The sequence below is a fragment of the Tatumella saanichensis genome (assembly GCF_000439375.1).
GTDB lineage: Bacteria > Pseudomonadota > Gammaproteobacteria > Enterobacterales > Enterobacteriaceae > Tatumella > Tatumella saanichensis.
Genome location: NZ_ATMI01000035.1, coordinates 44,229 through 68,657, shown reverse-complemented (window position 1 = coordinate 68,657; position 24,429 = coordinate 44,229). Strand labels below are relative to the sequence as shown.

Genomic DNA, 24,429 nt, shown 5'->3' with positions numbered 1-24,429 from the left:
CGGATATCGTCGTGACTTTGGCAAAGGAATTCCCATGCTCGTCGCTGTTGTCCTGCTGATACTCGGCCTGATATTACTGGCCTATGGCGCGGATCGCCTGGTATTCAGTGCGTCCATTTTATGTCGAACCCTCGGCATACCCCCGCTGATTATCGGTATGACAGTGGTCGGTATCGGTACCTCATTACCGGAGATTATTTTGTCTCTGTCCGCCGCCCAACACGGACAACGGGATTTTTCGGTGGGGATTGCCCTAGGATCGAATATCACCAATATTCTGCTGATCCTAGGCGGTGCTGCCCTGCTTCATCCACTGAAGATTAATTCCGCCTTGCTGCGACGTGAGCTGCCACTGATGCTACTGGTCGCCCTACTGTGCGGTCCGTTGCTGATGGACAATCATCTCTCTCGGGTCGGCGGCGGCTGTCTACTGGCGATCGCTGCGCTCTATCTGTGCGGGATTATCTGGATGGCAAAAACAAATCGGGAGGCCACTGTCGATACACTGACTCGGGAGCAGTTGGCAGAGTTACCAGGAGAAGATGCCGGAAATACCGTGGCCTGCCTATGGCTAGGCGTTGCGCTGATCCTTTTACCGGTAGCCACCGGCATGATATTGGATAATGCCACCGTGGTCGCGGATTATTTTGGTATCAGTGATTTAATGATGTCACTGCTGTTTTTATCCATCGGTACCAGTCTGCCGGAACTGGCAACGGTGATTGCCGGTACTCTGAAAGGTGAAGGGGATATTGCCGTTGGCAACCTGTTAGGTGCTAACATCTACAACACCTCGATTGTTCTCGGACTTCCGGCCTTGGTCAGCCCCGGAGAGATCGACAGTAATGCGTTCAATCGCGATTACTGGGTCATGCTGGGGATCAGTACCCTGTTTACCGTCATTTGCCTGAAGAGAAACCGGCGGATTGGCCGCATTACCGGTGCCTTACTGCTGTGTGGATTTTTGGCCTGGGTAGCCATCCTTTGGGGTTATCCGATGATAAGTGATCAATAAAAGGACTCTCTGAATGTCTGAACAACCTTTATACCCAGGTTTTGATTTCAGGAAAGCGGGTAAAAACGTCCTGCGCATCGAACGTGAAGGTCTTGAACAACTGGATCAGTATATTAATGCAGACTTTTCCCGTACCTGTGAAATACTCTATCACTGTCGTGGGAAAGTGGTAGTCATGGGCATGGGCAAGTCTGGTCATATTGCACGTAAAATGGCCGCGACCTTTGCCAGCACCGGTACCCCTTCCTTTTTTGTCCATCCGGCGGAAGCCAGCCATGGTGATTTAGGCATGGTAGGCCGTGACGATGTGGTGCTCGCCATTTCCAACAGTGGTGAATCTCACGAGATCCTGGCCCTGATCCCGGTAATAAAACGGCTGAATATTACGCTTATCTGCCTGAGTAGCCGTCCGGATAGTGCGATGGCACATGCGGCAGATCTGCATCTAACCGTAAAAGTTCCACAGGAAGCCTGCCCACTTGGGCTGGCTCCCACCAGTAGTACCACCGCCACCTTGGTGATGGGCGATGCCCTGGCTGTGGCCCTACTGGAAGCTCGAGGTTTTACTGCCCAGGATTTTGCCCTGTCTCATCCTGGCGGGGCCCTCGGCAGAAAGTTGCTGCTACACGTCAGCGATGTGATGCATGCCGGCAGTGAGATGCCTTGTGTCTCTCCTCAGGCCTCACTAAAAGATGCCTTACTGGAAATTACCCGCAAGAAAATGGGGATGACGGTAGTGGTCGGTGACGATATGCAGATTGCTGGCCTGTTTACCGACGGGGATTTACGGCGGGTGATTGATATGGACGTTAATTTCCGGAAAACCTCAATCCAACAGGTGATGACCCCCGGGGGTATTCGCGTCGCGCCAAATATTCTCGCGGTAGATGCCCTGAATATTATGCAAAGTAAAAATATCACCTCGCTGCTGGTTGCCGATAACAATCGTCTGGTGGGTGTGGTACATATGCACGATATGCTACGTGCTGGTGTAGTCTGAGTCAGGATAGAGAAATGAAAACTGAATTACCCGTGTCTACCTGTTACGGTCCGGTCAGCCAGAGCGTGATGACCCGCGCTGAGAAAATCAAACTGCTGATCTGTGATGTCGATGGCGTGATGTCCGATGGCCTGATTTATATGGGTAATAACGGCGAAGAGCTGAAAGCGTTCAATGTGCGGGATGGTTATGGCATCCGTTGCCTGCTAACCAACGATATTGAGGTAGCAATCATTACTGGTCGCAATGCGCCTCTGTTGGAAGACCGTTGCCGGACACTAGGGATCCGCCATCTTTATCAGGGACAATCGGATAAGCTTTTGGCCTTTGGCGATCTTCTGGATAAACTATCGCTGACAGCGGATCAGATCGCCTATATCGGTGATGATCTGATTGACTGGCCAGTAATGGCCGAAGTCGGGCTGAGCGTCTCCGTGGCCGATGCCCATCCGTTATTGATCGAACGTGCGGAGTATGTCACCCGTATTGCCGGAGGTCGCGGTGCGGTCCGTGAAATCTGTGATGTCATTTTGATGGCACAACATAAGTTTGAGGATGCCAAAGGGCTTTCGATATGAGTAAAAGCAGACGCTGGATAACCCTGTTATTGGCAGTGATTGCCCTAGTGCTGATCGGCTGGAACCTGAAAAATCAGGATAGTCCAGCCCCGGTGGTGATACAGGATGATCAGAGTCCGACCTATACTTCCGCCACGACCCACAGCGTGGTCTACAACCCCGAAGGGGGGCTTGCTTATAAACTTGATTCACAAAAAGTGAATTACTTTGATAATACCCAAGTTACTTGGTTCGATAATCCCGTGATGATCACCTACGATCAGCAAAAAGCACCGGCTTGGTCGGTAAAAGCAGATAAAGCAAAACTGACAAAAGACCGCATGCTGTATCTTTACGGTCATGTCGAAGTCCGAGCGCTCAGTCAGGATGCCAGAATTGAACGGATGACCACCGATAATGCGCAGGTCAATCTTGTTACCCAGGATGTTTCCTCCGATGACCAGGTCACTCTCTATGGCCAGGGCTTCAGCTCGACAGGGATGAAAATGCGCGGCAACTTACGGGCTAAAAATGCCGAATTACTTGAAAAGGTCAAAACCTACTATGAAATTCAAAACCAACATTAAGGGTTTCCAGTTATTGCTGATCGGTACCCTGCTGAGTTGCAGCCTGCCCGCCCTAGCGGTGACCGGAGATTCCGATAAGCCGGTGAACGTGACCTCTGAAAACCAGTCTATGGACATGCAGGGCAACGTGGCGACTTTTACCGGTAATGTCGTGATCACTCAGGGCACCATCAAGATCACCGCCGATAAAGTGGTTGTCACCCGCCCAGGGGGTGACAGTAAAAAGACCTTGGTGGATGCTTACGGTAATCCGGCCACTTTCTACCAGATGCAAGACAGTGGTAAACCGGTTCAGGGCCACGCCTCCAAACTGCATTACGATCTGGCCAATGATTCGGTGGAATTGACCGGTAAGGCTTATATTGAGCAGCTGAACAGTAATATCAGTGGAGATCGCATCACCTATCTGGTGAAACAACAAAAAATGCAGGCGTATAGCCAAGGGCAGAAACAGCGAGTCACCACAACGCTGGTACCGTCTCAGTTGCAGAATACCCCCTCAAAATCACATAAACAGAGTCAATAATCGTTATGGCAACACTACTAGCAGAAAATCTGGCAAAAGCTTATAAAGGCCGGCGCGTAGTTGAGGATGTCAGTCTGAAAGTAAACTCCGGTGAAATCGTCGGCCTACTTGGGCCCAACGGCGCCGGGAAAACCACCACCTTTTATATGGTGGTCGGCATTGTTCCCCGTGATGCCGGACGTATCGTGATTGATAGCGAAGATATCAGCCTGTTGCCATTACATGCTCGTGCTCGTCGCGGAATAGGCTATCTGCCGCAGGAAGCCTCCATCTTCCGTCGCCTGAGCGTGTACGATAACCTGATGGCGGTCCTGCAGGTACGTAAAGACCTGACTGCAGAGCAACGCGCCGATCGCGCCAATGAACTGATGGAAGAGTTTCATATTGAACATTTGCGCGATAGCCTGGGTCAGGCTCTGTCCGGTGGCGAACGTCGTCGCGTAGAGATCGCCCGTGCCTTGGCCGCTAATCCAAAGTTCATCCTACTGGATGAGCCGTTTGCCGGGGTCGATCCGATTTCGGTTATCGATATCAAAAGGATCATCGAACACTTGCGCGACAGTGGTCTGGGTGTATTGATCACCGACCACAATGTCCGTGAGACATTAGCGGTCTGTGAACGCGCCTATATTGTTAGTCAAGGAAAACTGATCGCCCACGGAACCCCTGATGAGATCCTCGCTGATGAGCACGTGAAACGCGTGTATCTCGGTGAAGAGTTCCGTCTGTGATTCTGTTAACCTGTGCTTATTGAATCTTCTCAGGAAATCCGTTCCACACTATGAAGCAAAGCTTGCAATTCAGACTCAGCCAACAACTGGCGATGACTCCCCAGTTGCAGCAGGCGATACGACTGTTGCAACTCTCTACGCTCGAGTTACAACAGGAACTGCAGTTAGCTCTGGAAAGTAACCCGCTGCTGGAACAGACCGACATCCTAAATGAAGTGGATGCTGAAGAGTCAGGTGAAACCGCCTCTCTCGATACGCGGGAGGCGCTTGAGCAAAAGGATATGCCAGAAGAGCTACCACTGGATGCCACTTGGGATGAGATTTATACCGCAGGCACGCCATCCGGTACCGGTACTGATTATCAGGATGATGAATTACCCCTGTATCAGGGAGAAACCACTCAGTCCTTGCAGGATTATTTGATCTGGCAGATGGAACTGACACCGTTCAGTGATACTGACCGGGCGATTGCGACGTCCATCGTCGATGCCATTGATACCACTGGGTATCTGACAGTACCACTGGAAGATATTCTCGAGAGTATCGGCGATGACGAACTGACGCTGGACGAGGTGGAAGCAGTCTTAAAACGGGTCCAGCATTTTGATCCGATTGGCGTAGGCGCTCGGGATTTAAAAGAGTGTCTGCTGATCCAATTATCACAGTTTGCCGCAGAGATGCCGATGCTGGAAGAAGCACGCCTGATTGTGCGTGAACATCTCGATTTACTGGCAAACCACGATTTCCGTAGCCTGATGCGAGTGACTCGGCTGAAAGAAGAGGTACTGAAAGGGGCCATGCTGTTGATCCAGTCCCTCGACCCGCGTCCAGGCCAATCGATCAACACCGGTGAGTCAGAGTATGTGATCCCTGACGTACTCGTACGTAAAGCCGGAACAACTTGGACAGTTGAACTGAACACTGACAGCCTGCCCCGGCTACGTATTAATCAGCAGTATGCGGCAATGAGTGGTGGTGCGCGTAATGACAGCGATAACCAGTTTATCCGTAATAACCTCCAAGAAGCCCGCTGGCTCATTAAGAGCCTAGAAAGCCGTAATGATACGCTATTAAAAGTGTCCCGCTGTATCGTTGAGCAACAGCAGGCGTTCTTTGAGCATGGTGAAGAACATATGCGCCCAATGGTCTTGGCAGATATCGCCCAGGCGGTAGATATGCACGAATCGACGATTTCTCGTGTCACCACACAGAAGTACCTGCACAGCCCACGTGGCATTTTTGAGCTGAAATATTTCTTCTCAAGCCATGTAAATACCGAAGGCGGAGGTGAAGCTTCTTCGACAGCGATCCGTGCTTTGGTTAAAAAATTAATCTCTACTGAAAACCCGGTAAAACCCTTGAGTGATAGCAAACTGACCACTATGTTATCTGAACAGGGCATTATGGTTGCCAGACGCACTGTAGCTAAATATCGCGAATCGCTATCTATTCCGCCGTCAAATCAGCGTAAACAGCTGCTGTGACATTACCATGAGGAAAGCCTATGCAACTGAATATTACCGGACAGCATGTTGAAATAACTGCAGGCCTGCGTCAGTTTACCGAAGAAAAATTTGCTAAGCTGGTCCAGTTTTTCGAACATATCAATCAGGTATACATCATCCTGAAGGTTGAAAAGGTTCAACAAATTGCAGAGGCAACCTTGCATATCAACGGCGGAGAGATCCATGCCACCGCGGTGACGGAAGATATGTATTCCGCCATTGACGGGTTGGTAGATAAACTTTCACGGCAGCTGACCCGCCATAAAGAGAAGCTGAAACAGCATTAGTCGCAGCGCTGCCTGTTCCGGCAGAGAAAAAACAGCCACCGGCTACTGTCGGGGCTGTTTTGTATTCTGTTCCCGCCTTTAGCAGGTCTCAGTCTGCTGATGCCGCGGTATGAATCACAACCACAGACCGCCAGTAAGGGGTCAGATGAATCTGCAAGTGAAAACTTATGAATAGTGAACTGACACTCGAACTGAGCCATGTCCTAAGTGCCGACTGTACACGCAACAATGTACCTTGTCAGAGTAAGAAGCGGGCACTAGAGATTATCAGCGAACTGGCTGCTACTCAGCTCAACCTGCCTCATCAAGTGATTTTTGAAACTATCCTGAACCGGGAGCGGATGGGGAGTACCGGTATCGGTGGCGGGATCGCCATCCCCCACGGTAAGCTAGAGGAAGATACTCTGCGTACTATCGGGGTATTTATCCGTTTGGAGCACCCTATCGCATTTGATGCCGTCGATAATCAGCCGGTAGATCTGCTGTTTGCTCTGTTGGTGCCGGCGGATCAATGCAAAACGCACCTGCATACCTTATCGCAGGTTGCCAAACGTTTGGCAGATAAAACCATATGCCGCCGGCTGCGGGCGGCGCGGAGTGATCAGGAACTCTATGAAATTATTATGGATGTTCCGCGAACCACCGAAGAATAAGGCCAGAGAGTCTTTCAGACGATTGGCAGTCATTACGGGAGAAAGATCATGGTATTAATGATCGTCAGTGGTCGTTCAGGATCAGGGAAGTCTGTGGCTCTGCGTGCGTTGGAAGATATGGGCTTCTACTGTGTCGATAATTTACCTGTCGATCTGTTACCTGAGCTGGCCCAGTCACTGGAAAAGCGTAATATCTCGGCGGCTGTCAGTGTCGATGTTCGGAATATGCCGGAGTCTCCGGAGCTCTTTGAAACTACCTTCGAGCGGTTATCGGAAAAATTTTCCCCACAGTTACTGTTTCTCGATGCCGACCGTAATACTCTGATCCGCCGCTATAGTGATACCCGCCGTCTGCATCCGCTCTCTGCCCGCAATCTGTCGCTAGAGAGCGCGATTGATGAAGAGAGCGATTTATTGGAGCCATTGCGCTCACGGGCTGACCTGATTATCGATACCTCGGAAATGTCCGTCCATGAGCTGGCAGAAATGCTGCGCGCACGGTTGCTGGGTAAACGTGAGCGCGAGCTGACCATTGTGATAGAATCCTTTGGTTTTAAATACGGTATCCCTATCGATGCTGACTATGTGTTTGATGTGCGATTTTTGCCTAATCCGCACTGGGACCCAAAGCTCCGGCCGCTCACCGGGCTTGACCGTCCGGTTGCCGCATTTCTTGATCGGCACACTGAAGTGCATAATTTCATTTATCAGACCCGCACCTATCTGGAGCTCTGGCTACCGATGCTAGAGACCAATAACCGCAGTTATTTGACGGTGGCTATCGGATGTACCGGTGGAAAACACCGTTCCGTCTATATTGCCGAGCAACTTGCTGACTATTTCCGCTCCCGCGGTAAAAATGTTCAGTCACGCCATCGTACACTGGAAAAGAAAAAATCATGACCGTTAAACAGTCCGTTGAAATCAGAAACAAGCTGGGGATGCACGCCCGTCCGGCCATGAAGCTGTTCGAACTGGTGCAGAGTTTTGATGCTGAAGTGACACTGCGTAATGAAGCGGGCACCGAAGCGGATGCCAGCAGTGTGATAGCACTACTAATGCTAGATTCAGCCCAAGGTGGTCGTATCGAGGTCGAAGCCAATGGTCCTGAAGAACAGGCCGCGCTACAGGCGGTTATCAGTCTGTTTAATGCCGGCTTTGACGAAGACTAAATAGTGGTTAGTAAAGCCGGTATTTACGCAAGAAGTCAGTGCCGCCTAATTGCCCCATCTGCTGTAGGATCCATTGCTGACGCTCTCGGGTATACGCTGATGGCCGGTTAGCATGATAAATGATGGGGTTAGGCAGTACTGCTGCCAGTAAAGCCGCTTCTTGACGGGTGAGCTGGCGAGCTGGCTTATGGAAGTAGGTCTGCGACGCCGTTTCAACCCCAAAAATTCCTGGGCCAAACTCAGCAATATTTAGATAGACAGTAAGGATGCGCTTTTTACCCCATACCGTCTCCAAACCTACGGTCAACACTGCCTCTAGACCTTTCCTTGCCCAACTGCGGCCATCCCACAGAAACATATTCTTAGCAGTCTGTTGAGACAGCGTGGAAGCTCCTCGCATCATGCTAGCATTCTGACTGTCCAATACCGACTGAATTGCCTGTATATCAAAGCCATGATGCTGGGGAAATTTTTGATCTTCGCCGGCCATGACAGCCAGCGGCATCCAAGGAGAAATGTCTGACATACTCACCCAGCGAGAATGAGCACGGTAGTGCCAGTCACCTCTAAAAAAGGCGCTGGCCTGTCGCTCAGCCATCACCGCTGAAAAGGGAACTGGCAGCAGCGAAAACAGTAAAATCAATGCAAAGAACCACAACACTATTCCTCCTGTAATGATTAACAGGCGCTTTTTCAGTGTTGCCCAAAAGCTATTCGTTTTCTTTGCCATCAGCCGGTCCCTGCTTTGCTGTTCGTCTACGAAGAATAATGACAGATTCACTACCCACAGGCTATTTTCTTCAGGGCTGTCTACCCTAAGCGGTAACGCTCTGCTGGAGTATCACAGCGCCACTTACTCTTCAGATGCTGCTATCGCGTCACAAAATCCTCAGGTAACAAAAAATACCTATAGGTTAATAATAATATTTGCTAATCATTAATTCGCATACTTTTGCCGAAACACATCACCGGCCACTGCCATTGGGATCTGCTCGGCGATCCGTAAGCCGACTTGCTCTCCGTCAGTAAGCATATTGCTGGATCTGCAAAACGAAAAGGTAATCAAAACTATTCAATATCCCAGAGAATGCGGCTTAGGGAGGTATCGGTTCCATTTTATGGTTTCGGCTTACCCCCTCAGAGTGTTACTAAATGTAAGCTTGTTAACTGTTGTTTTGTTTATGAATTATATAAATAAAGAGACTATTAAAATCCGGTTACTATTTTTTAAGCTGAGGAAAAATAAGGCGATTTACTTTTTATACAGGGTGTATGTCCATCTGAGTGGAAAGGCATAGAACCCCAACAATTGGATGGATAAACAGAATTAATAATGAGATCCCCTTGGCATTTCAACTTCACAAAACTTAATGAGTTATGGCAAAGTAACTGCGAATTTTGTTAAGGTAATTCCGCCGGTAACCGATACTCTCTGCAGCACGGCTCATCCCGTAGAACGTTCCTTCTAATGCTGCAGAAAATCCTTTTCCCTGGTGTTGGCGCAATTCTTCGCGCACCCCGGTTTGACCGGGGTCATTTTTTGCTCCCGTCCCTGTTAGCGTTTTTCTTTTTCACGAGCCTTGACCCAGCGTCTCAGAGAGTCAGCTTCCTGACGCCATTCATGCCGCAGTTCGTCGATCCACTCTTGCACGTTATCCCACCAAGCAGGCAGCTCGGGTGCCTGGATCTGACGAGCAATCTCCTGCAGGTACTTCAGCCCCACCGACCCTGCAGCCCCTTTAATTTTATGCCCTTCCTCAGCGATCCCTTTCTGGTCTCTGGCCATCATGTTGGAATCCAACACATCTAAATAACCCGGCATCATTTTTTCGAACATCGTTAAGCTGTCATAAATCAGCTGTGGGCCGACCAGTTCAAGGTACTGCTCTAGCATTTCTACATCGAAGTGTTTACAGACTTCGGGAACGGGTAATGTGGACAGCGGTTCAACCTCCTCCTTATGTGGATTCCAGTATTTACTGATAACTGCCGTCAGGGCGGGTACCGCCAGTGGCTTACTCAGCACATCATCCATTCCAGCATCTAGATACTCTTTCTTATCCTTGAGCACATTGGCCGTTAACGCGACAAGAGGCGGTAATTGCTGACCGGAAAAACGTTGATGCAGACTTCTCGCCACATCCAGGCCGGTCATGTCTGGTAGCTGAATATCGAGCAGCACCATATCAAACTCTTCCGGATCAAACAGTTCCAGCGCTTCGGCGCCAGTCATGGCGACTTCGGTGGTACAGCCGAGCTTATCCAGAACCGATCGAGCGACGATAACATTGAGTTCGATATCCTCTACCAACAAGATATGCAGAGCTGGCAGGGGTAAATCCTCTTCCTGCTCCGGCTGCGGTGCACCGATCACCCGCTCTGGAGCATGGACCTGTAGGGTAAAACAGGCTCCCTCCCCTGGAACACTGTGGACGCGGATACCTCCCCCCATTGCTTGGGCCAGTCGATGAGAAATAGCCAGCCCGATGCCGGTGCCAGTGGCCGGTTTACCACCATGCTGATCCTTTACTTGATAATACATGGCGAAAATCTTGTCCTGTTCGCTTTGTGGAATACCGATACCGGAGTCCTGTACCTCAAAGCTTAAGGTTTCGCTGCTTTGCTCATAACGCACCGTGACGACAATTTCACCCTCACGGGTGAATTTCACAGCATTACCAATCAGATTCCAGAGGATCTGACGCAGCCGGGTACCGTCAGCAATAATACTCTGCGGCAACGGCAGCTGTGCCGACATCACAAATTTTAGCCCTTTTGGCTGGACCAGCAGTCCGGAGAGGTTTTCAAGATCGGCCAAGAACCCAGTAAAATCTATCGGCTGGTTATCAAGACGAACTTTACGTCGCTCGATTTTATCCATTTCAATAACATCGTTAAAAATATTACCGAGGGTGATCGCTGAGACATGGATGGTTTTCAGGTAATTCTGCTGCTCCTGACTCAGGCCAGTATCCAGCAGAATACGGCTCAGGCCAACAATACCGTTCAGTGGAGTGCGCAATTCATGGCTGATAGTAGAAATAAACGTCGTTTTTTCTCGGCTGGCACTTTCCAGAGCTTCCTGGTAGCGCTTGCGCTCGGTGATATCACGACCGAACCCCATCAGACCGGCACGTTTACCGACCCGATCGTAGTACGGCACTTTTCGGATTTCGAAGCAGGCTTTTTTACCGTCCGGATACTGCAGCCATTGTTCATAGGTCAAGGCGACATTATGACGAAACACTTTTTCATCCGTTTCAAGGACTTTGCTGGCGGTATCGGTATCATAGATATCCAGCGGTGACAGTCCGACCAGTTGGCTTTCATTCTTGCCGGTCAGTAATTCCATAGCGCGGTTACAACCGGAGAACTGGCGGTCAATATTGCGGTAAAAAACTAGATCGGGTGAGGCATCAAGAAAAGAGCGTAAAAAGCTAGACTGCTGCTCAAGCTCAATCTGTGTTTTTTCTCGGCTAGCCATCTCTTCACGGAGTTTATCAATGGCCTGCTCACGGGCCTGCTCCGCTTTTTCGCGATCATTAATTTCCTGGTTCAGCTGCTGAATATTGATTTTCATTTGCTGATTTAACTGCAGATCACGCTCCCGCATCTCCTCAAGCTTATCCACCAGCCTCGCCAGCCGCTGCCGAGAATCTTCCAGCTGATCTACGACTACTGACAGGAAGTACACCGCCCAGGGGGTAATTAACAGGCCGAAGAAAACGGAACGTACCACATCGAGACTTTCGACACGCCCCTGCAGCACTAGCGTTACGGCCATCTGGACAATCATCGCTAATACGACCAGAGCCGACGCCAGCAGCAGTGAGAACCGTACCAGACCAAGTTTGACCATCAGGTCTACATAGTACTGCGCCAGTAATCGTATTTGTTTCATCATTCCCTCCCTGACTGTAGGTGCTCATCATAGCCTAAATTATTCTCACTGAGAGATGTTGATAGCGGCAAACTCTCGGTTTTTCTCAAGGCCGCAATGACTGCCAGTGGCTACCGTTTCCCTGGGTTCACTGTTCTGAGGTAAGAAATAGATAACTCACAGCATAAAATGAATAATCATTCACTAGCAGAGGATCTTAACGCACCTGCCTTTGTGATTAATTTTTTTAATGCTGCCGCTTAGCAGCAATAAAAAAATGGCAACAATCAAAACAGCCATATCATGCAATAAATAATTAAGATCTGGCATTTTATGCTGCAAATAATGGCAGCTTCAGCATGGTGCAGTCATAGCAGCGGTGCACCATAGTGAGACAGTTCACAGTTCTCCTGCGAGCATTCAACTAGACTAACGCTTCACAAACTTAAAAATTCCTTAATTTTCAAATTGATATAACTTATTTTTATGTTAATCAATAAAAATCATCACTATTTGACCTGACTTCGCTTTCCCGATAAGTTGGAAATCCACTGGAAGCTTTCTGTGCAGATCCACACTCTGCCATATTTATGCAGTAACAGAGGTTCCCTGTCACACGTTCCCGACACTTGTCACATCGACTAAGCCCGTCATGGCTGAAAAAGCGATTATTGTCTGTGAGCACCTGCTGATGCCCGCATTCATTCGCCACCGCTGAGCGTGTCTGACTGCCGGAATAACAAGAGTCTCTAGAGCCCGGGGAGGTTCACGAAATGTTGTATGATAAATCCCTTGAAAAGGATAACTGTGGTTTTGGCCTGATCGCCCATATAGAAGGTGAGCCGAGCCACAAGGTAGTACGAACCGCGATCCACGGTCTTGCGCGTATGCAACACCGCGGTGCAATTCTGGCAGATGGTAAAACCGGTGACGGTTGTGGCCTACTGTTGCAGAAACCTGATCGCTTTTTCCGCATTGTGGCGGAAGAGAAAGGCTGGCGACTGGCGAAAAACTATGCCGTCGGTATGCTGTTTCTGAGCACTGATGAGGCGAAAGCCAGTGCTGCCCGCGCGATCGTCGAAGAAGAGATAATCCGCGAAACCCTGTCGGTCGTGGGATGGCGTGAAGTCCCGACCAATCAGGATGTATTGGGTGAGATAGCCCTGTCCTCCCTCCCTGGGATCCAACAAGTCTTTATCAACGCCCCAGCTGGCTGGCGACCGCGTGATATGGAGCGCCGCCTGTATATGGCCCGCCGCCGGATAGAAAAACGTGTCGAAGCACTGAATGACAGTGATTTCTACATCTGTAGTTTTTCTAATCAGGTCAATATCTATAAAGGGCTGTGTATGCCTAAAGATTTGCCAAGGTTCTATTTGGACTTGGCAGATTTACGTTTAGAATCATCCATTTGTTTATTTCATCAGCGCTTTTCTACTAATACCGTTCCGCGCTGGCCTCTGGCACAGCCGTTCAGGTATATGGCTCACAACGGTGAGATCAATACCATTGCCGGTAACCGTCAATGGGCACGCGCCCGTGCATATAAATTCAATACGCCGCTGATCCCTGACCTGCAAACGGTTGCCCCTTTTGTCAACGAAACCGGCTCCGATTCCAGCTCCATGGATAACATGCTGGAACTGTTCCTCAACGGTGGGATGGATCTTATCCGTGCCATGCGTCTGCTGGTTCCACCCGCTTGGCAGAATAACCCGGATATGGATCCTGAGCTGCGCGCCTTCTTCGACTTTAACTCCATGCACATGGAGCCGTGGGATGGTCCAGCCGGTATCGTTATGTCTGATGGACGTTATGCTGCCTGTAACCTCGACCGTAATGGTCTGCGCCCAGCACGCTATGTGATCACCTCAGATAAATTAATCACCTGTGCCTCAGAAGTGGGGATCTGGGATTACCAGCCTGATGAAGTGGTGACTAAGGGCCGTGTTGGGCCGGGTGAGCTGATGGTCATCGATACCCGTGAAGGGCGGATCCTGCATTCTGCTGAAACAGATAATGACCTGAAAAGCCGTCATCCCTACAAAGAGTGGATGGAAAAGAACGTCAAACGTCTGGTGCCTTTCGAGGAGCTTACCGACGATCAGGTGGGCAAACGCCAACTGGATAATAGTACTCTGGCGACCTATCACAAACAATTTGGCTACAGCAGCGAAGAGCTGGACAGTATTATCCGTGTTCTCGGCGAAAACGGCCAAGAAGCGGTCGGTTCAATGGGTGATGATACCCCGTTTGCGGTATTGTCCAGCCGTCCGCGCATTATCTATGACTATTTCCGTCAGCAATTCGCTCAGGTGACCAACCCACCTATCGATCCACTGCGTGAAAATCATGTGATGTCCTTGGCGACCTGCATCGGTCAGGAGATGAATGTCTTCTGTGAAGCCGAAGGCCAGGCGCACCGTGTCAGCTTTAAATCCCCTATCCTGCTCTATTCTGACTTTACTCAGCTCACCACGCTGGAAGGGAAGTATTACCGTGCAGATACCCTGGATTGTACTTTTGAACCGGATAACGAAACCCTCGAGCAGGCCATCCATCGTCTGAATGATCAAGCGGAAGAGCTGGTACGTCAGGGAACCGTCTTACTGGTGCTGTCGGATCGTAACATCAGTAGCACACGGTTGCCGGTGCCGGCACCAATGATCGTTGGGGCGGTTCAGGCTCGTTTGGTAGAGAAAAGTCTGCGTTGCGATGCCAACATCATTGTTGAAACCGCATCCGCCCGCGATCCGCACCACTTCGCGGTACTGTTAGGCTTCGGTGCCACCGCGGTCTATCCGTGGCTGGCCTACGAGTCATTGGCCCAGATGTCTGACAGTAACGTCATCGCCAAAGATTACCGGACCGTGATGCTGAACTACCGTAACGGTATCAATAAAGGGCTTTATAAGATCATGTCCAAAATGGGCATCTCGACCATTGCCTCTTACCGTTGCTCAAAGCTGTTCGAAGCCGTCGGTCTGCATCAGGATGTGACTCGTCTTTGCTTCCAAAATGTCACCAGCCGTATCGGCGGTGCCAGCTTCACAGATTTCCAGCAGGATTTAATCAACCTGTCGAAACGTGCCTGGTTGCAGCGTAAAACCTTAGAGCAGGGCGGACTGCTTAAATACGTTCACGGTGGCGAATACCATGCCTATAACCCAGACGTGGTCGGTACCCTGCAACAGGCCGTACAGAGCGGTGAGTACAGCGATTATCAAAAGTATGCAGCGCTGGTTAATCAACGTCCTGCAGCGACTTTCCGTGATCTACTGGCACTGCAAACCGGAGAGAACGCGATCAGCATTGATGACGTAGAGCCTGCCAGTGAGCTGTTTAAACGCTTTGACAGTGCGGCGATGTCTATCGGTGCGTTGAGTCCGGAGGCCCATGAGTCGCTGGCAGAAGCAATGAATGGCATCGGTGGCTTCTCGAATTCAGGCGAAGGCGGCGAAGACCCAGCCCGTTACGGTACCAATAAAGTCTCCCGTATCAAGCAGGTCGCTTCCGGTCGTTTCGGCGTGACCCCTGCCTATCTGGTCAATGCCGATGTGATCCAGATTAAAGTGGCTCAGGGTGCTAAACCAGGCGAAGGCGGCCAGTTACCGGGTGATAAAGTGACCCCGTATATCGCTCGTCTGCGCTATTCGGTGCCGGGAGTGACCCTGATTTCCCCACCACCGCATCACGATATCTATTCGATTGAAGATCTGGCCCAGCTGATTTTTGATTTGAAACAGGTCAACCCAAAAGCAATGATTTCAGTGAAGCTGGTCTCTGAGCCGGGCGTCGGGACCGTGGCGACCGGGGTTGCTAAAGCCTATGCTGACCTGATCACTATCGCCGGCTACGACGGTGGTACTGGTGCTAGCCCGCTCTCTTCGGTGAAATATGCTGGCTGTCCGTGGGAGTTAGGATTAGTCGAAACCCAGCAAGCACTGGTTGCCAACGGTCTGCGCCACAAAATCCGCCTGCAGGTGGACGGTGGCCTGAAAACCGGCCTAGACATTATTAAGGCCGCAATCCTTGGGGCCGAAAGCTTCGGCTTTGGCACTGGGCCAATGGTGGCACTGGGCTGTAAGTACCTGCGAATTTGTCACCTGAATAACTGTGCAACCGGTGTCGCGACCCAAGATGACAAGCTGCGCAAAAATCACTATCACGGCCTGCCGTTCAAAGTGACCAACTACTTTGAGTTTATTGCGCGTGAAACCCGTGAACTGATGGCAGCGCTGGGAGTAACTCGCCTGACTGATTTGATCGGTCGTACTGAGTTGCTGAAAGAACTGGACGGATATACCGCCAAGCAGCAGAAGCTGGATCTGTCATCGTTGTTGAAAACGGCCGAACCGATGCCAGGTAAAGCGATGCACTGCACCGAAAGTAACCCGCCGTTTGACCAGGGACTGCTGAATAAAGCCTTGCTGGATCAAGCGCTGCCGTTTGCCGAACAGAAGCAGAGCAAAACGTTCTACTTCGATATCCGCAATACCGATCGCTCGGTAGGTGCAACACTGTCGGGAGCGATTGCCACCCTGCACGGTGATCAGGGACTGGCCGCGGATCCATTGCGCGTCTATCTGAACGGTACCGCTGGGCAGAGTTTCGGGGTATGGAACGCCGGTGGCCTGGAGATGATCCTCACCGGTGATGCTAACGACTACGTTGGTAAAGGAATGGCTGGCGGTCTGCTAGCGATCCGCCCACCTGTCGGCTCAGCCTTCCGCTGTGTTGATGCGACCATCGCCGGTAATACCTGCCTGTACGGCGCAACCGGAGGCAAACTGTTTGCTGCCGGTCGGGCTGGTGAGCGCTTCGCGGTCCGTAACTCCGGCGCCATCACCGTTGTGGAAGGTATCGGAGATAACGGTTGTGAATATATGACCGGGGGGATCGTCTGTGTGCTGGGCCGGACCGGCGTCAACTTTGGTGCTGGTATGACTGGCGGCTTTGCCTACGTACTGGATGAAGATGGCGAGTTCCGTAAACGTGTGAATGCTGAACTGGTTGAAGTACTGGATGTGGATCAGCTACCGATCCACGAAGAACATCTGCGCGGCTTAATCACCGAACATGTTCAGTACACCCAGTCCACCCGCGGCGAAGAGATCTTGGCGAACTGGCCAACCTGGTCCGCGAAATTTACCTTGGTTAAACCAAAGTCCAGTGATGTGAAAGCACTGCTGGGCCACCGTAGCCGCTCCGCAGCAGAACTGCGGGTTCAGGCGCAGTAAGAGGTCACGATGAGTCAGAACGTTTATCAATTTATCGACTTGCAGCGCGTTGATCCGCCTAAAAAACCGCTGAAAATCCGGAAAATTGAATTTGTCGAAATTTATGAGCCTTTTTCGGAAGGCCAAGTTAAAGCCCAAGCAGATCGCTGCCTGGACTGTGGTAACCCATACTGTGAATGGAAATGTCCGGTCCATAACTACATCCCAAACTGGCTGAAACTGGCCAATGAAGGACGGATTATGGAAGCGGCAGACTTGTCACATCAGACTAACAGCCTGCCGGAAGTGTGTGGTCGTGTCTGTCCACAAGACCGTTTGTGTGAAGGGTCCTGTACCCTGAATGCCGAATTTGGTGCCGTCACCATCGGTAACATTGAGCGTTATATCAATGATAAGGCGATGGAGATGGGCTGGAAACCAGACATGTCCCACGTCGTGCCGACCGGTAAACGTGTCGCGATCATTGGTGCGGGTCCTGCTGGATTGGCGTGTGCCGATGTGCTGACCCGCAACGGCGTGAAAGCAGTCGTCTTCGATCGTCATCCTGAAATCGGCGGCCTACTGACCTTCGGCATCCCTTCTTTCAAATTAGAGAAAGAAGTGATGATCAAGCGTCGCGAACTCTTCACCGAGATGGGCATTGAGTTCCGTCTGAATACAGAAGTCGGCCAGGATGTATCATTGACTGACCTGACCAGTGAGTTTGATGCCGTTTTCCTCGGCGTGGGGACCTATCAATCCATGCGCGGCGGACTGGAAAATGAATCGGCGCCTGGGGTATATGATGCCCTGCCTTTCCTGATTGCCAATACTCGTCAGACGATGGGCTTTGATGCGCTTGAGGCTCAGCCTTACATCACGATGCAGGGTAAACGTGTCGTGGTACTGGGCGGGGGCGATACTGCGATGGACTGTGTGCGGACCTCAATTCGTCAGGGGGCTAGTCACGTGATTTGTGCTTACCGTCGTGATGAAGAAAACATGCCGGGTTCAAAGCGTGAAGTGAAGAATGCCCGCGAAGAAGGGGTCGAATTCCAGTTTAATCTGCAACCTTTAGGGGTGGAGATTAACGGTAATGGTCGAGTCTGTGGGGTGAAGATGGCCCGCACTGAGATGGGACCTCCGGATGCCGCAGGGCGTCGCCGTGCCGAAATCGTCCCAGGCTCGGAGCATATTATCCCGGCAGATGCCGTGGTCATGGCTTTTGGTTTCCGTCCACACAAGATGGAATGGTTGGCAGACTTTGGCGTGGAGTTGGATGTTCAGGGTCGGATCATCGCCCCAGAGCACAGCGATAACGCTTTCCAGACCAGTAACCCGCAGATCTTTGCCGGTGGCGATATTGTCCGTGGTTCAGATTTGGTGGTCACGGCAATCGCAGAAGGCCGTAAGGCGGCCGAAGGCATCATGGATTACTTAGAAGTGTAAATCCCAACAGATCAATGCTGTTATCTGTGACAACGCCCGATGAGACCATCGGGCGTTTTATTTTTCAGCGACACTCAATCACACCCACAACCTACCTTCTCTTGCCTCAAAGCGCCCCCGATAAGAGGGTATGACAGTGACCTGCCTGACCGAGAAGGCTGTCTCAGATACGCGGCCTAACTCGCAGTATAACGCTTGACCACGCACAACTGCCCCAAGAGGTGAGAAGATGCACCTATGGGAGTTAACAGGGCACTTGGGCAGAGGTACATGCCCCGGGGTATGCGGCAAACAGAATGAGAAAAGCCACCCCAAGGGTGGCTTTTCCAGTACTAACTGTAGCGCTCAGGTCCGAAGAAGTCTGAGCCTTGACATCCCTAACCTATGCTACTTTTGCGCATCTGTCAACAATACCTGTACATAAAATAAACAGCGGGGCCTTATATGGATTTGGAAGATTACATCTCAGAACCGCGCCTGAAAATATATGAAACTCTCCTCAAGCTCCGTAAGGAAGAGGTGACTGGCGCCTATAACTGGAACAAAGCATTAAGCAGTGCCATGCAACCGATCATGCACTGCCTTGAAGTGACGTTCAGAAATAGTATTGACTGCAGTATACGCCAGAATCCGCCTCCCGGTGCCTCGCCAGAATTGTATCGGACAGATAAAAACTGGATCTTTGATCTGTTCCGCTATTTGGGCGATATACAATTCATCAGGCAAAATAAGCGCTATCGGCGTGATGAGAACGGTAATATACACTACCTCGCCAATGGTTTTCCCGCTTATAAAACGACAACATGGGAAGAGAAAACGCTCCGTAAAGTCTCGCGACGCATTACCGACGCAGGTAAGCAGGTGACCGCTGAACGAGTGATATCGGGACTCAGTTTTGGTTTCTGGACTAACTTGCTGACAAGTTCCTATGAAGACTCGCGTAACCGCTCTTTACTCTGGCCAAACCTTTTGGTCTCAGTCTTTCCAGGAGCACCCGCCGGCATAAAGCGCCATATTATTGAGGATAAGTTTAAGCGAATTAGGGAATTAAGGAATCGTCTTGCCCATCATGAAGCCCTGTGGAAATTCCAGTACGAGGACCCGACTACTGGGAAGCCCGATTACAGTCGTCCCGTTTTTGGTCTGAATGCTTCTCTAGCTCTGCTGTCTAAACATTATAATACTCTACTGGAACTTCTTTATTGGCTGAGTCCGCAAAGGCATCAAGTCTTTTTAGAGAACGAACATGATCGCCGCTTCAGAACTCTATGTACCCGAGAAGGGATTTACAGTTTTATCCGCCCTGCCTCCAGAATACCTGCCATGGATATCAGCCAAAATAGGCAGTTACTAGAGCTACTCAATGACCTAAAAAGGGACAAAATAATCCGCTTGATGTCATCTGATCAGAGGGTCGCTATTATGGGGGCAGATTATCTTCGACGCTGACAGGTTCCGGCAAGCCGAGTACAGCCATCATCATGCTTTTTGGTGCAGAGATAAAAAAACCGGCACAGAGGCCGGTTAGTGGTTACTTGACGATACGTAAGGCAGGGCGCCCACCACCACGAGGTGGTTCCGGATCATCATCAGGGTCCTGCTCCGCGTCAGGCTGGTCATCTGGTAAATCACCGTCCACCACAGACATAAAATTGTCTGACGGTGCACTCTGGAAATCCTCAGGCGCGGTTTCGTAAGCGGGCTCCGCTTCAAACATCGTTCCAGCGCCATTTTCGCGGGCATAGATAGCCATCACCGCCGGCATTGGGACAATCACCTGACGGGGTACACCACCAAACCGAGCATTAAAATGCACTTCGTCATTAGTGATTTCAAGACCACCTACCGCACGCGGGGCAATGTTTAGGACAATTTGTCCGTCACGAGCATACTCCAACGGCACCATGACACCCGGCATGTTGATATCGGCCACCAGATGTGGTGTCAGATCGTTGTCCAGCAGCCAGTCGTAGAAGGCACGCAGTAAATAAGGACGGCGTGCGCTCAGTCCGGTCATTTCCATAATTAGCCCCGGAATTGCAGACGCATTTCGCGTTCATTTTCGGTCAGAGAAGCCAGGAAAGAGTCACGCTCAAATACTCGGGTCATGTAGCCTTTCAACTCTTTAGAACCGGCACCACTCAGATCAACACCCATTGAAGGTAAACGCCATAGCAACGGTGCCAAATAGCAATCCACTAAGCTAAACTCGTCGCTCATGAAGAATGGCGTACGAGAAAACAGTGGGGCAATAGCCAGTAGCTCTTCACGCAGTTGTTTACGGGCATCATCGGCCTCTTGGGCACTGCCGTTAGCAATGCGGAACATCAGGCTATACCAGTCTTGCTCGATGCGATGCATCATCAGGCGACTTTCACCACGGGCAACAGGATAGACCGGCATTAACGGCGGGTGCGGGAAACGCTCATCCAGATATTCCATGATGATGCGTGACTCATACAAAGTCAGCTCACGATCAACCAGGGTAGGCACGGTACCGTATGGATTGAGGTCAATCAGATCCTGCGGAAGGTTATCCATTTCGACCTGTTCGATCTCCACACTAACGCCCTTTTCAGCCAGTACAATACGTACCTGGTGGCTGAAAATATCACTGAGTCCGGAAAACAGTGTCATTACCGAACGTTTGTTGGCAGCGACAGCCATGAAAACCTCCACTTAGCTCAAAAAGATACTACGAATAGCCAACCACAGCCGACTAGCCAGTATACAAAATGCCTGCCCGCATGGACTGCGGTGCTCACAGATCATTATCAGGGAAAATCGCAGTAACGACTGACAGGCACGAATCAGGCCGTTAGTTTACCAGATCCTGACCTGTTTGTGGCGAGTGATTAAAGATTTACCAATAAAATGTCTGATATTGCAAAAGATTAGCCCTAAAAAACAAAAAACCCGCCGAAGCGGGTTTTTGGGGCCAATTGCCTGAGCTGCCGAGGCAGTAGGAAATTAACGCTTAGAGAACTGTGGACGACGACGTGCTTTACGCAGACCGACTTTCTTACGTTCAACTTTACGTGCATCACGGGTAACAAAGCCCGCTTTGCGCAGTTCTGAACGCAGAGATTCGTCGTACTCCATCAGAGCGCGTGTGATACCGTGACGGATCGCACCAGCCTGACCAGAGATACCACCACCTTTAACAGTGATGTACAGATCAAATTTACCAACCATGTCCAGCAGTTCCAGTGGCTGACGCACGACCATACGTGCAGTCTCACGACCGAAATACTGTTCTAAAGAACGCTGGTTGATGACGATGTTACCACTTCCCGGCTTGATAAAGACGCGAGCGGATGAGCTTTTGCGGCGACCTGTGCCGTAGTTTTGAGTTTCAGCCATTGCCTGTAATCCCGATTAAATGTCAAGAACTTGCGGTTGCTGTGCCGCATGGTTGTGCTCGTTACCTGCGTAAACTTTCAGCTTACGGTACATTGCACGACCCAGCGGGCCTTTTGGCAGCATGCCTTTAACCGCGATTTCAATCACACGCTCAGGACGGCGATCAATCATCTCTTCGAAGGTCGCTTGCTTGATACCACCGATGTGGCCAGTGTGATGGTAATAAATCTTATCGCTACGCTTGTTACCAGTTACGGCAATTTTTTCAGCGTTCAGAACGATAATGTAATCACCGGTATCAACATGCGGGGTGTATTCCGCTTTGTGTTTACCACGCAGACGACGGGCCAGTTCAGTCGCTAAACGACCTAAAGTTTTGCCTGTAGCGTCAACAACATACCAGTCACGCTGGACGGTTTCTGGTTTAGCTGTAAAAGTTTTCATTGAAAAGCTTACCCAAATATAAGTTACACGTTGGTGAAATCCCAAACGCTTAAGTAAACGATTGAGGCTCACACGACCATTTTGCCAGCAAGCCTACCCCTTCGGATAGAGTTACCGGATCACAAAGGTTTTTGGGAAAAAAAACCATTTGCCGTAACGTGGGGTCGCAAGATTATAGAGAAGTCGTCCGTAAAGGTCGACCCTTTTTGCGATAAAATTGCTCACCTCTTCCCGGCATTCGCATTCAGGGCAAATGAGGGCGGCGCAGATACTCTTCACTTTGCATCTCTTGCAAACGTGAAAGGCAACGCTGGTACTCAAATTTAAGTTGGTTGCCCTGATAAATTTCTTCCAGCGCCACTGCTGCGCAGACCACCAGTTTAACATGTCGTTCGTAAAACTCATCGACTAACGCCAGAAAACGTCGCGCAGTGTCTTCGGTGCGTCCGGTCAGCACCGGCATATTAAAAAGAAGCACAGTATGAAACTGTTTGGAAAGCTCAATATAATCCAGTTGGCTACGCCCTTCGCCGCACAGCGTATGGAATTCCAAGGCCAATACCCCCTGATGTGCCTTAAGGGTCGGCATTGTACGGTGATTAACCTCAAGCACCGGCGCAGCCGCTGATCCATATTCCTGACCACTCAAATGGCTGAACATCAGGGTCATTTCCGTATTCGTCGCCTCAGTGATCGGCGTTTTCCACAGGTGGGCAGAGGCCAGGGTACGTAATCGGTAATCAATGCCGGCATCGACATTCATCACCTGGCAATGGCGTTTAATCTGTTCGATAGCAGGCAGGAAGCGTGCCCGCTGCAACCCGTTGCGGTAAAGTTCACTCGGCGGAATATTCGAGGTGGCGACCAGCGTAATTCCCCGGTCGAACAGTGCCTCCATTAGCGTACCCAGTAACATGGCATCGGTAATATCTGAGACAAAAAACTCATCGAAGCACAGCAGGTCAGTTTCTGCTTTAAAGCGATCAGCGATAATCAGCAAAGGGTCACTCTGCCCCTGTAGCTCGGTTAACTCCTGATGTACCCGCAACATAAAGCGGTGAAAATGTAAGCGAAGTTTACGCGAACTCGGAACAGACTGAAAAAAGAGATCCATAATCCACGTTTTTCCACGCCCGACTCCCCCCCACATATATAAACCTTCAATCGGCGGTGTCACCTGCGGCGATGGTTTTCTCATCAGCCCAGAAAGGTGACCAAATAGCCCTTTTTTCGCGGGGGGGGCACCCAGGGGTTTATTTTTAAGAGATTGATAAATAACATCAAGGCGAGTAACCGCTTCTTTTTGTACGTCATCTGGCTGAAATTCACCACGGCTTAAAGCTTGTTGGTATAAGGACAGAGGAGAAGTCATTTGGTATTTCTCTACATTTCAGAAAGACCCGTCAGGGACGATTGACGAAAAAAAAACCGTTATACAGTACGCCACCCGGATGCAGGATTCCACATCCTTCAGATTAACGGGTATAGTGAGTAGTATTGAAGTAGGTTATCTTCTTACGAACACGACAATTATTTTGCAGAAGAAAACCGTTGTACCCTGAATAACAACGGAAATTAGGGGGAGTTATTATGACCTGGGAATACGGACTTATCGGATTGGTGGTCGGCCTTATCATTGGTGCCGTCGCAATGCGCTTTGGGAACAAAAAACTGCGTGAACAACATACTGTTCAATATGAACTGGATAAATCGAAGTCCGAACTGGAAGATTACCGCAAAGAACTGACCAGCCATTTTGCCCGCAGCGCTGAACTGCTGGATAACATGGCGCAGGATTACCGCCAGCTGTATCAGCATATGGCGAAAGGCTCTAACAACCTGCTGCCTGACTTACCAGGTGAACAAAATCCGTTTGCTTGGCAAGAGACTGAAGCGGAAGCAGATAATGACCAATCACCGGTACAAATCCCAAGAGATTACTCTGAAGGGGCTTCAGGACTTCTGAGAAGCGGACCGGCCAGCCGTAAATAATCCAAGGCTACCGGGCGCGATGCCGCCCGGCTATCATCGCAACCGGCTA

The 24,429-nt window shown here is 50.4% G+C and carries 22 protein-coding genes; 15 read left to right on the top strand and 7 right to left on the bottom strand.

Annotated elements, in window-relative coordinates:
• The first annotated feature begins 34 nt into the window (after positions 1 to 34).
• From DW47_RS0109985 to npr, 11 genes are all read left to right on the top strand, one after another.
• Positions 35 to 1,015: a calcium/sodium antiporter gene (locus DW47_RS0109985; protein WP_029686296.1), complete on the top strand. Its 981-nt coding sequence runs from the start codon at positions 35 to 37 to the stop codon at positions 1,013 to 1,015.
• A gap of 13 nt (positions 1,016 to 1,028) precedes the next feature.
• Positions 1,029 to 2,015 carry an arabinose-5-phosphate isomerase KdsD gene (gene kdsD / locus DW47_RS0109980; RefSeq protein WP_029686295.1) on the top strand — a complete coding sequence of 329 codons (987 nt, stop codon included), beginning with the start codon at positions 1,029 to 1,031 and terminating at the stop codon, positions 2,013 to 2,015.
• Positions 2,016 to 2,029: 14 nt separating this feature from the next.
• Complete coding sequence (kdsC, locus tag DW47_RS0109975) at positions 2,030 to 2,593, top strand: 3-deoxy-manno-octulosonate-8-phosphatase KdsC (protein WP_029686294.1); 564 nt, start codon at positions 2,030 to 2,032, stop codon at positions 2,591 to 2,593.
• On the top strand, positions 2,590 to 3,159 hold the full coding sequence (gene lptC / locus DW47_RS0109970) for an LPS export ABC transporter periplasmic protein LptC (protein ID WP_029686293.1): 570 nt from the start codon (positions 2,590 to 2,592) through the stop codon (positions 3,157 to 3,159). The genes kdsC and lptC overlap by 4 nt, the downstream gene beginning before the upstream one ends.
• Positions 3,137 to 3,685, top strand: a complete 549-nt coding sequence (lptA, locus tag DW47_RS0109965) for a lipopolysaccharide ABC transporter substrate-binding protein LptA (protein ID WP_029686292.1) — start codon at positions 3,137 to 3,139, stop codon at positions 3,683 to 3,685. Before lptC ends, lptA begins: the two co-directional genes overlap by 23 nt.
• 5 nt (positions 3,686 to 3,690) lie before the next feature.
• A complete protein-coding gene (gene lptB, locus DW47_RS0109960) occupies positions 3,691 to 4,416 on the top strand; it encodes an LPS export ABC transporter ATP-binding protein (protein WP_029686291.1) in 726 nt (241 codons plus the stop codon).
• 50 nt (positions 4,417 to 4,466) lie between these two features.
• A complete protein-coding gene (rpoN, locus tag DW47_RS0109955; RefSeq protein WP_029686290.1) occupies positions 4,467 to 5,900 on the top strand; it encodes an RNA polymerase factor sigma-54 in 1,434 nt (477 codons plus the stop codon).
• 20 nt (positions 5,901 to 5,920) lie between these two features.
• Positions 5,921 to 6,208: a ribosome hibernation promoting factor gene (gene hpf / locus DW47_RS0109950; protein ID WP_029686289.1), complete on the top strand. Its 288-nt coding sequence runs from the start codon at positions 5,921 to 5,923 to the stop codon at positions 6,206 to 6,208.
• A 167-nt stretch (positions 6,209 to 6,375) separates the two neighbouring features.
• Positions 6,376 to 6,861 carry a PTS IIA-like nitrogen regulatory protein PtsN gene (gene ptsN, locus DW47_RS0109945; protein WP_029686288.1) on the top strand — a complete coding sequence of 162 codons (486 nt, stop codon included), beginning with the start codon at positions 6,376 to 6,378 and terminating at the stop codon, positions 6,859 to 6,861.
• A gap of 48 nt (positions 6,862 to 6,909) precedes the next feature.
• Positions 6,910 to 7,764 carry an RNase adapter RapZ gene (rapZ, locus tag DW47_RS0109940; protein ID WP_029686287.1) on the top strand — a complete coding sequence of 285 codons (855 nt, stop codon included), beginning with the start codon at positions 6,910 to 6,912 and terminating at the stop codon, positions 7,762 to 7,764.
• On the top strand, positions 7,761 to 8,033 hold the full coding sequence (gene npr / locus DW47_RS0109935) for a PTS phosphocarrier protein NPr (protein ID WP_029686286.1): 273 nt from the start codon (positions 7,761 to 7,763) through the stop codon (positions 8,031 to 8,033). Before rapZ ends, npr begins: the two co-directional genes overlap by 4 nt.
• A 7-nt stretch (positions 8,034 to 8,040) precedes the next feature.
• Here the strand turns inward: npr and mtgA are convergent, their stop codons facing one another.
• Positions 8,041 to 8,763, bottom strand: coding sequence for a monofunctional biosynthetic peptidoglycan transglycosylase (gene mtgA / locus DW47_RS0109930; RefSeq protein ID WP_029686285.1), 723 nt, complete (start codon positions 8,761 to 8,763; stop codon positions 8,041 to 8,043).
• Between the two features lie 825 nt (positions 8,764 to 9,588).
• The gene (gene arcB, locus DW47_RS0109925) at positions 9,589 to 11,934 is read right to left on the bottom strand and encodes an aerobic respiration two-component sensor histidine kinase ArcB (RefSeq protein WP_029686284.1); all 2,346 of its coding nucleotides are present in this window, start codon (positions 11,932 to 11,934) and stop codon (positions 9,589 to 9,591) included.
• A gap of 752 nt (positions 11,935 to 12,686) precedes the next feature.
• Between arcB and gltB the strand changes: the two genes are divergently transcribed.
• The 3 genes from gltB (at position 12,687) to DW47_RS0109910 (ending at position 20,030) form a co-directional block, all read left to right on the top strand.
• Positions 12,687 to 17,153: a glutamate synthase large subunit gene (gene gltB / locus DW47_RS0109920; RefSeq protein ID WP_029686283.1), complete on the top strand. Its 4,467-nt coding sequence runs from the start codon at positions 12,687 to 12,689 to the stop codon at positions 17,151 to 17,153.
• Positions 17,154 to 17,162: 9 nt separating this feature from the next.
• Positions 17,163 to 18,581, top strand: coding sequence for a glutamate synthase small subunit (locus DW47_RS0109915; RefSeq protein ID WP_029686282.1), 1,419 nt, complete (start codon positions 17,163 to 17,165; stop codon positions 18,579 to 18,581).
• A 444-nt stretch (positions 18,582 to 19,025) separates the two neighbouring features.
• Positions 19,026 to 20,030: an Abi family protein gene (locus DW47_RS0109910; RefSeq protein WP_029686281.1), complete on the top strand. Its 1,005-nt coding sequence runs from the start codon at positions 19,026 to 19,028 to the stop codon at positions 20,028 to 20,030.
• A gap of 82 nt (positions 20,031 to 20,112) precedes the next feature.
• Here the strand turns inward: DW47_RS0109910 and sspB are convergent, their stop codons facing one another.
• From sspB to zapE, 5 genes are all read right to left on the bottom strand, one after another.
• The gene (gene sspB, locus DW47_RS0109905; protein WP_029686280.1) at positions 20,113 to 20,604 is read right to left on the bottom strand and encodes a ClpXP protease specificity-enhancing factor; all 492 of its coding nucleotides are present in this window, start codon (positions 20,602 to 20,604) and stop codon (positions 20,113 to 20,115) included.
• Positions 20,605 to 20,606: 2 nt separating this feature from the next.
• Positions 20,607 to 21,248 carry a stringent starvation protein SspA gene (gene sspA, locus DW47_RS0109900; protein ID WP_029686279.1) on the bottom strand — a complete coding sequence of 214 codons (642 nt, stop codon included), beginning with the start codon at positions 21,246 to 21,248 and terminating at the stop codon, positions 20,607 to 20,609.
• A 303-nt stretch (positions 21,249 to 21,551) separates the two neighbouring features.
• On the bottom strand, positions 21,552 to 21,944 hold the full coding sequence (gene rpsI / locus DW47_RS0109895) for a 30S ribosomal protein S9 (protein ID WP_025903812.1): 393 nt from the start codon (positions 21,942 to 21,944) through the stop codon (positions 21,552 to 21,554).
• 15 nt (positions 21,945 to 21,959) lie between these two features.
• Entirely contained in the window at positions 21,960 to 22,388 is a 429-nt protein-coding gene (rplM, locus tag DW47_RS0109890) for a 50S ribosomal protein L13 (RefSeq protein ID WP_029686278.1), read from the bottom strand.
• A gap of 244 nt (positions 22,389 to 22,632) precedes the next feature.
• On the bottom strand, positions 22,633 to 23,760 hold the full coding sequence (gene zapE / locus DW47_RS0109885; protein ID WP_029686277.1) for a cell division protein ZapE: 1,128 nt from the start codon (positions 23,758 to 23,760) through the stop codon (positions 22,633 to 22,635).
• 218 nt (positions 23,761 to 23,978) lie between these two features.
• Between zapE and zapG the strand changes: the two genes are divergently transcribed.
• The gene (zapG, locus tag DW47_RS0109880; RefSeq protein ID WP_029686276.1) at positions 23,979 to 24,380 is read left to right on the top strand and encodes a Z-ring associated protein ZapG; all 402 of its coding nucleotides are present in this window, start codon (positions 23,979 to 23,981) and stop codon (positions 24,378 to 24,380) included.
• Positions 24,381 to 24,429: the final 49 nt, after the last annotated feature.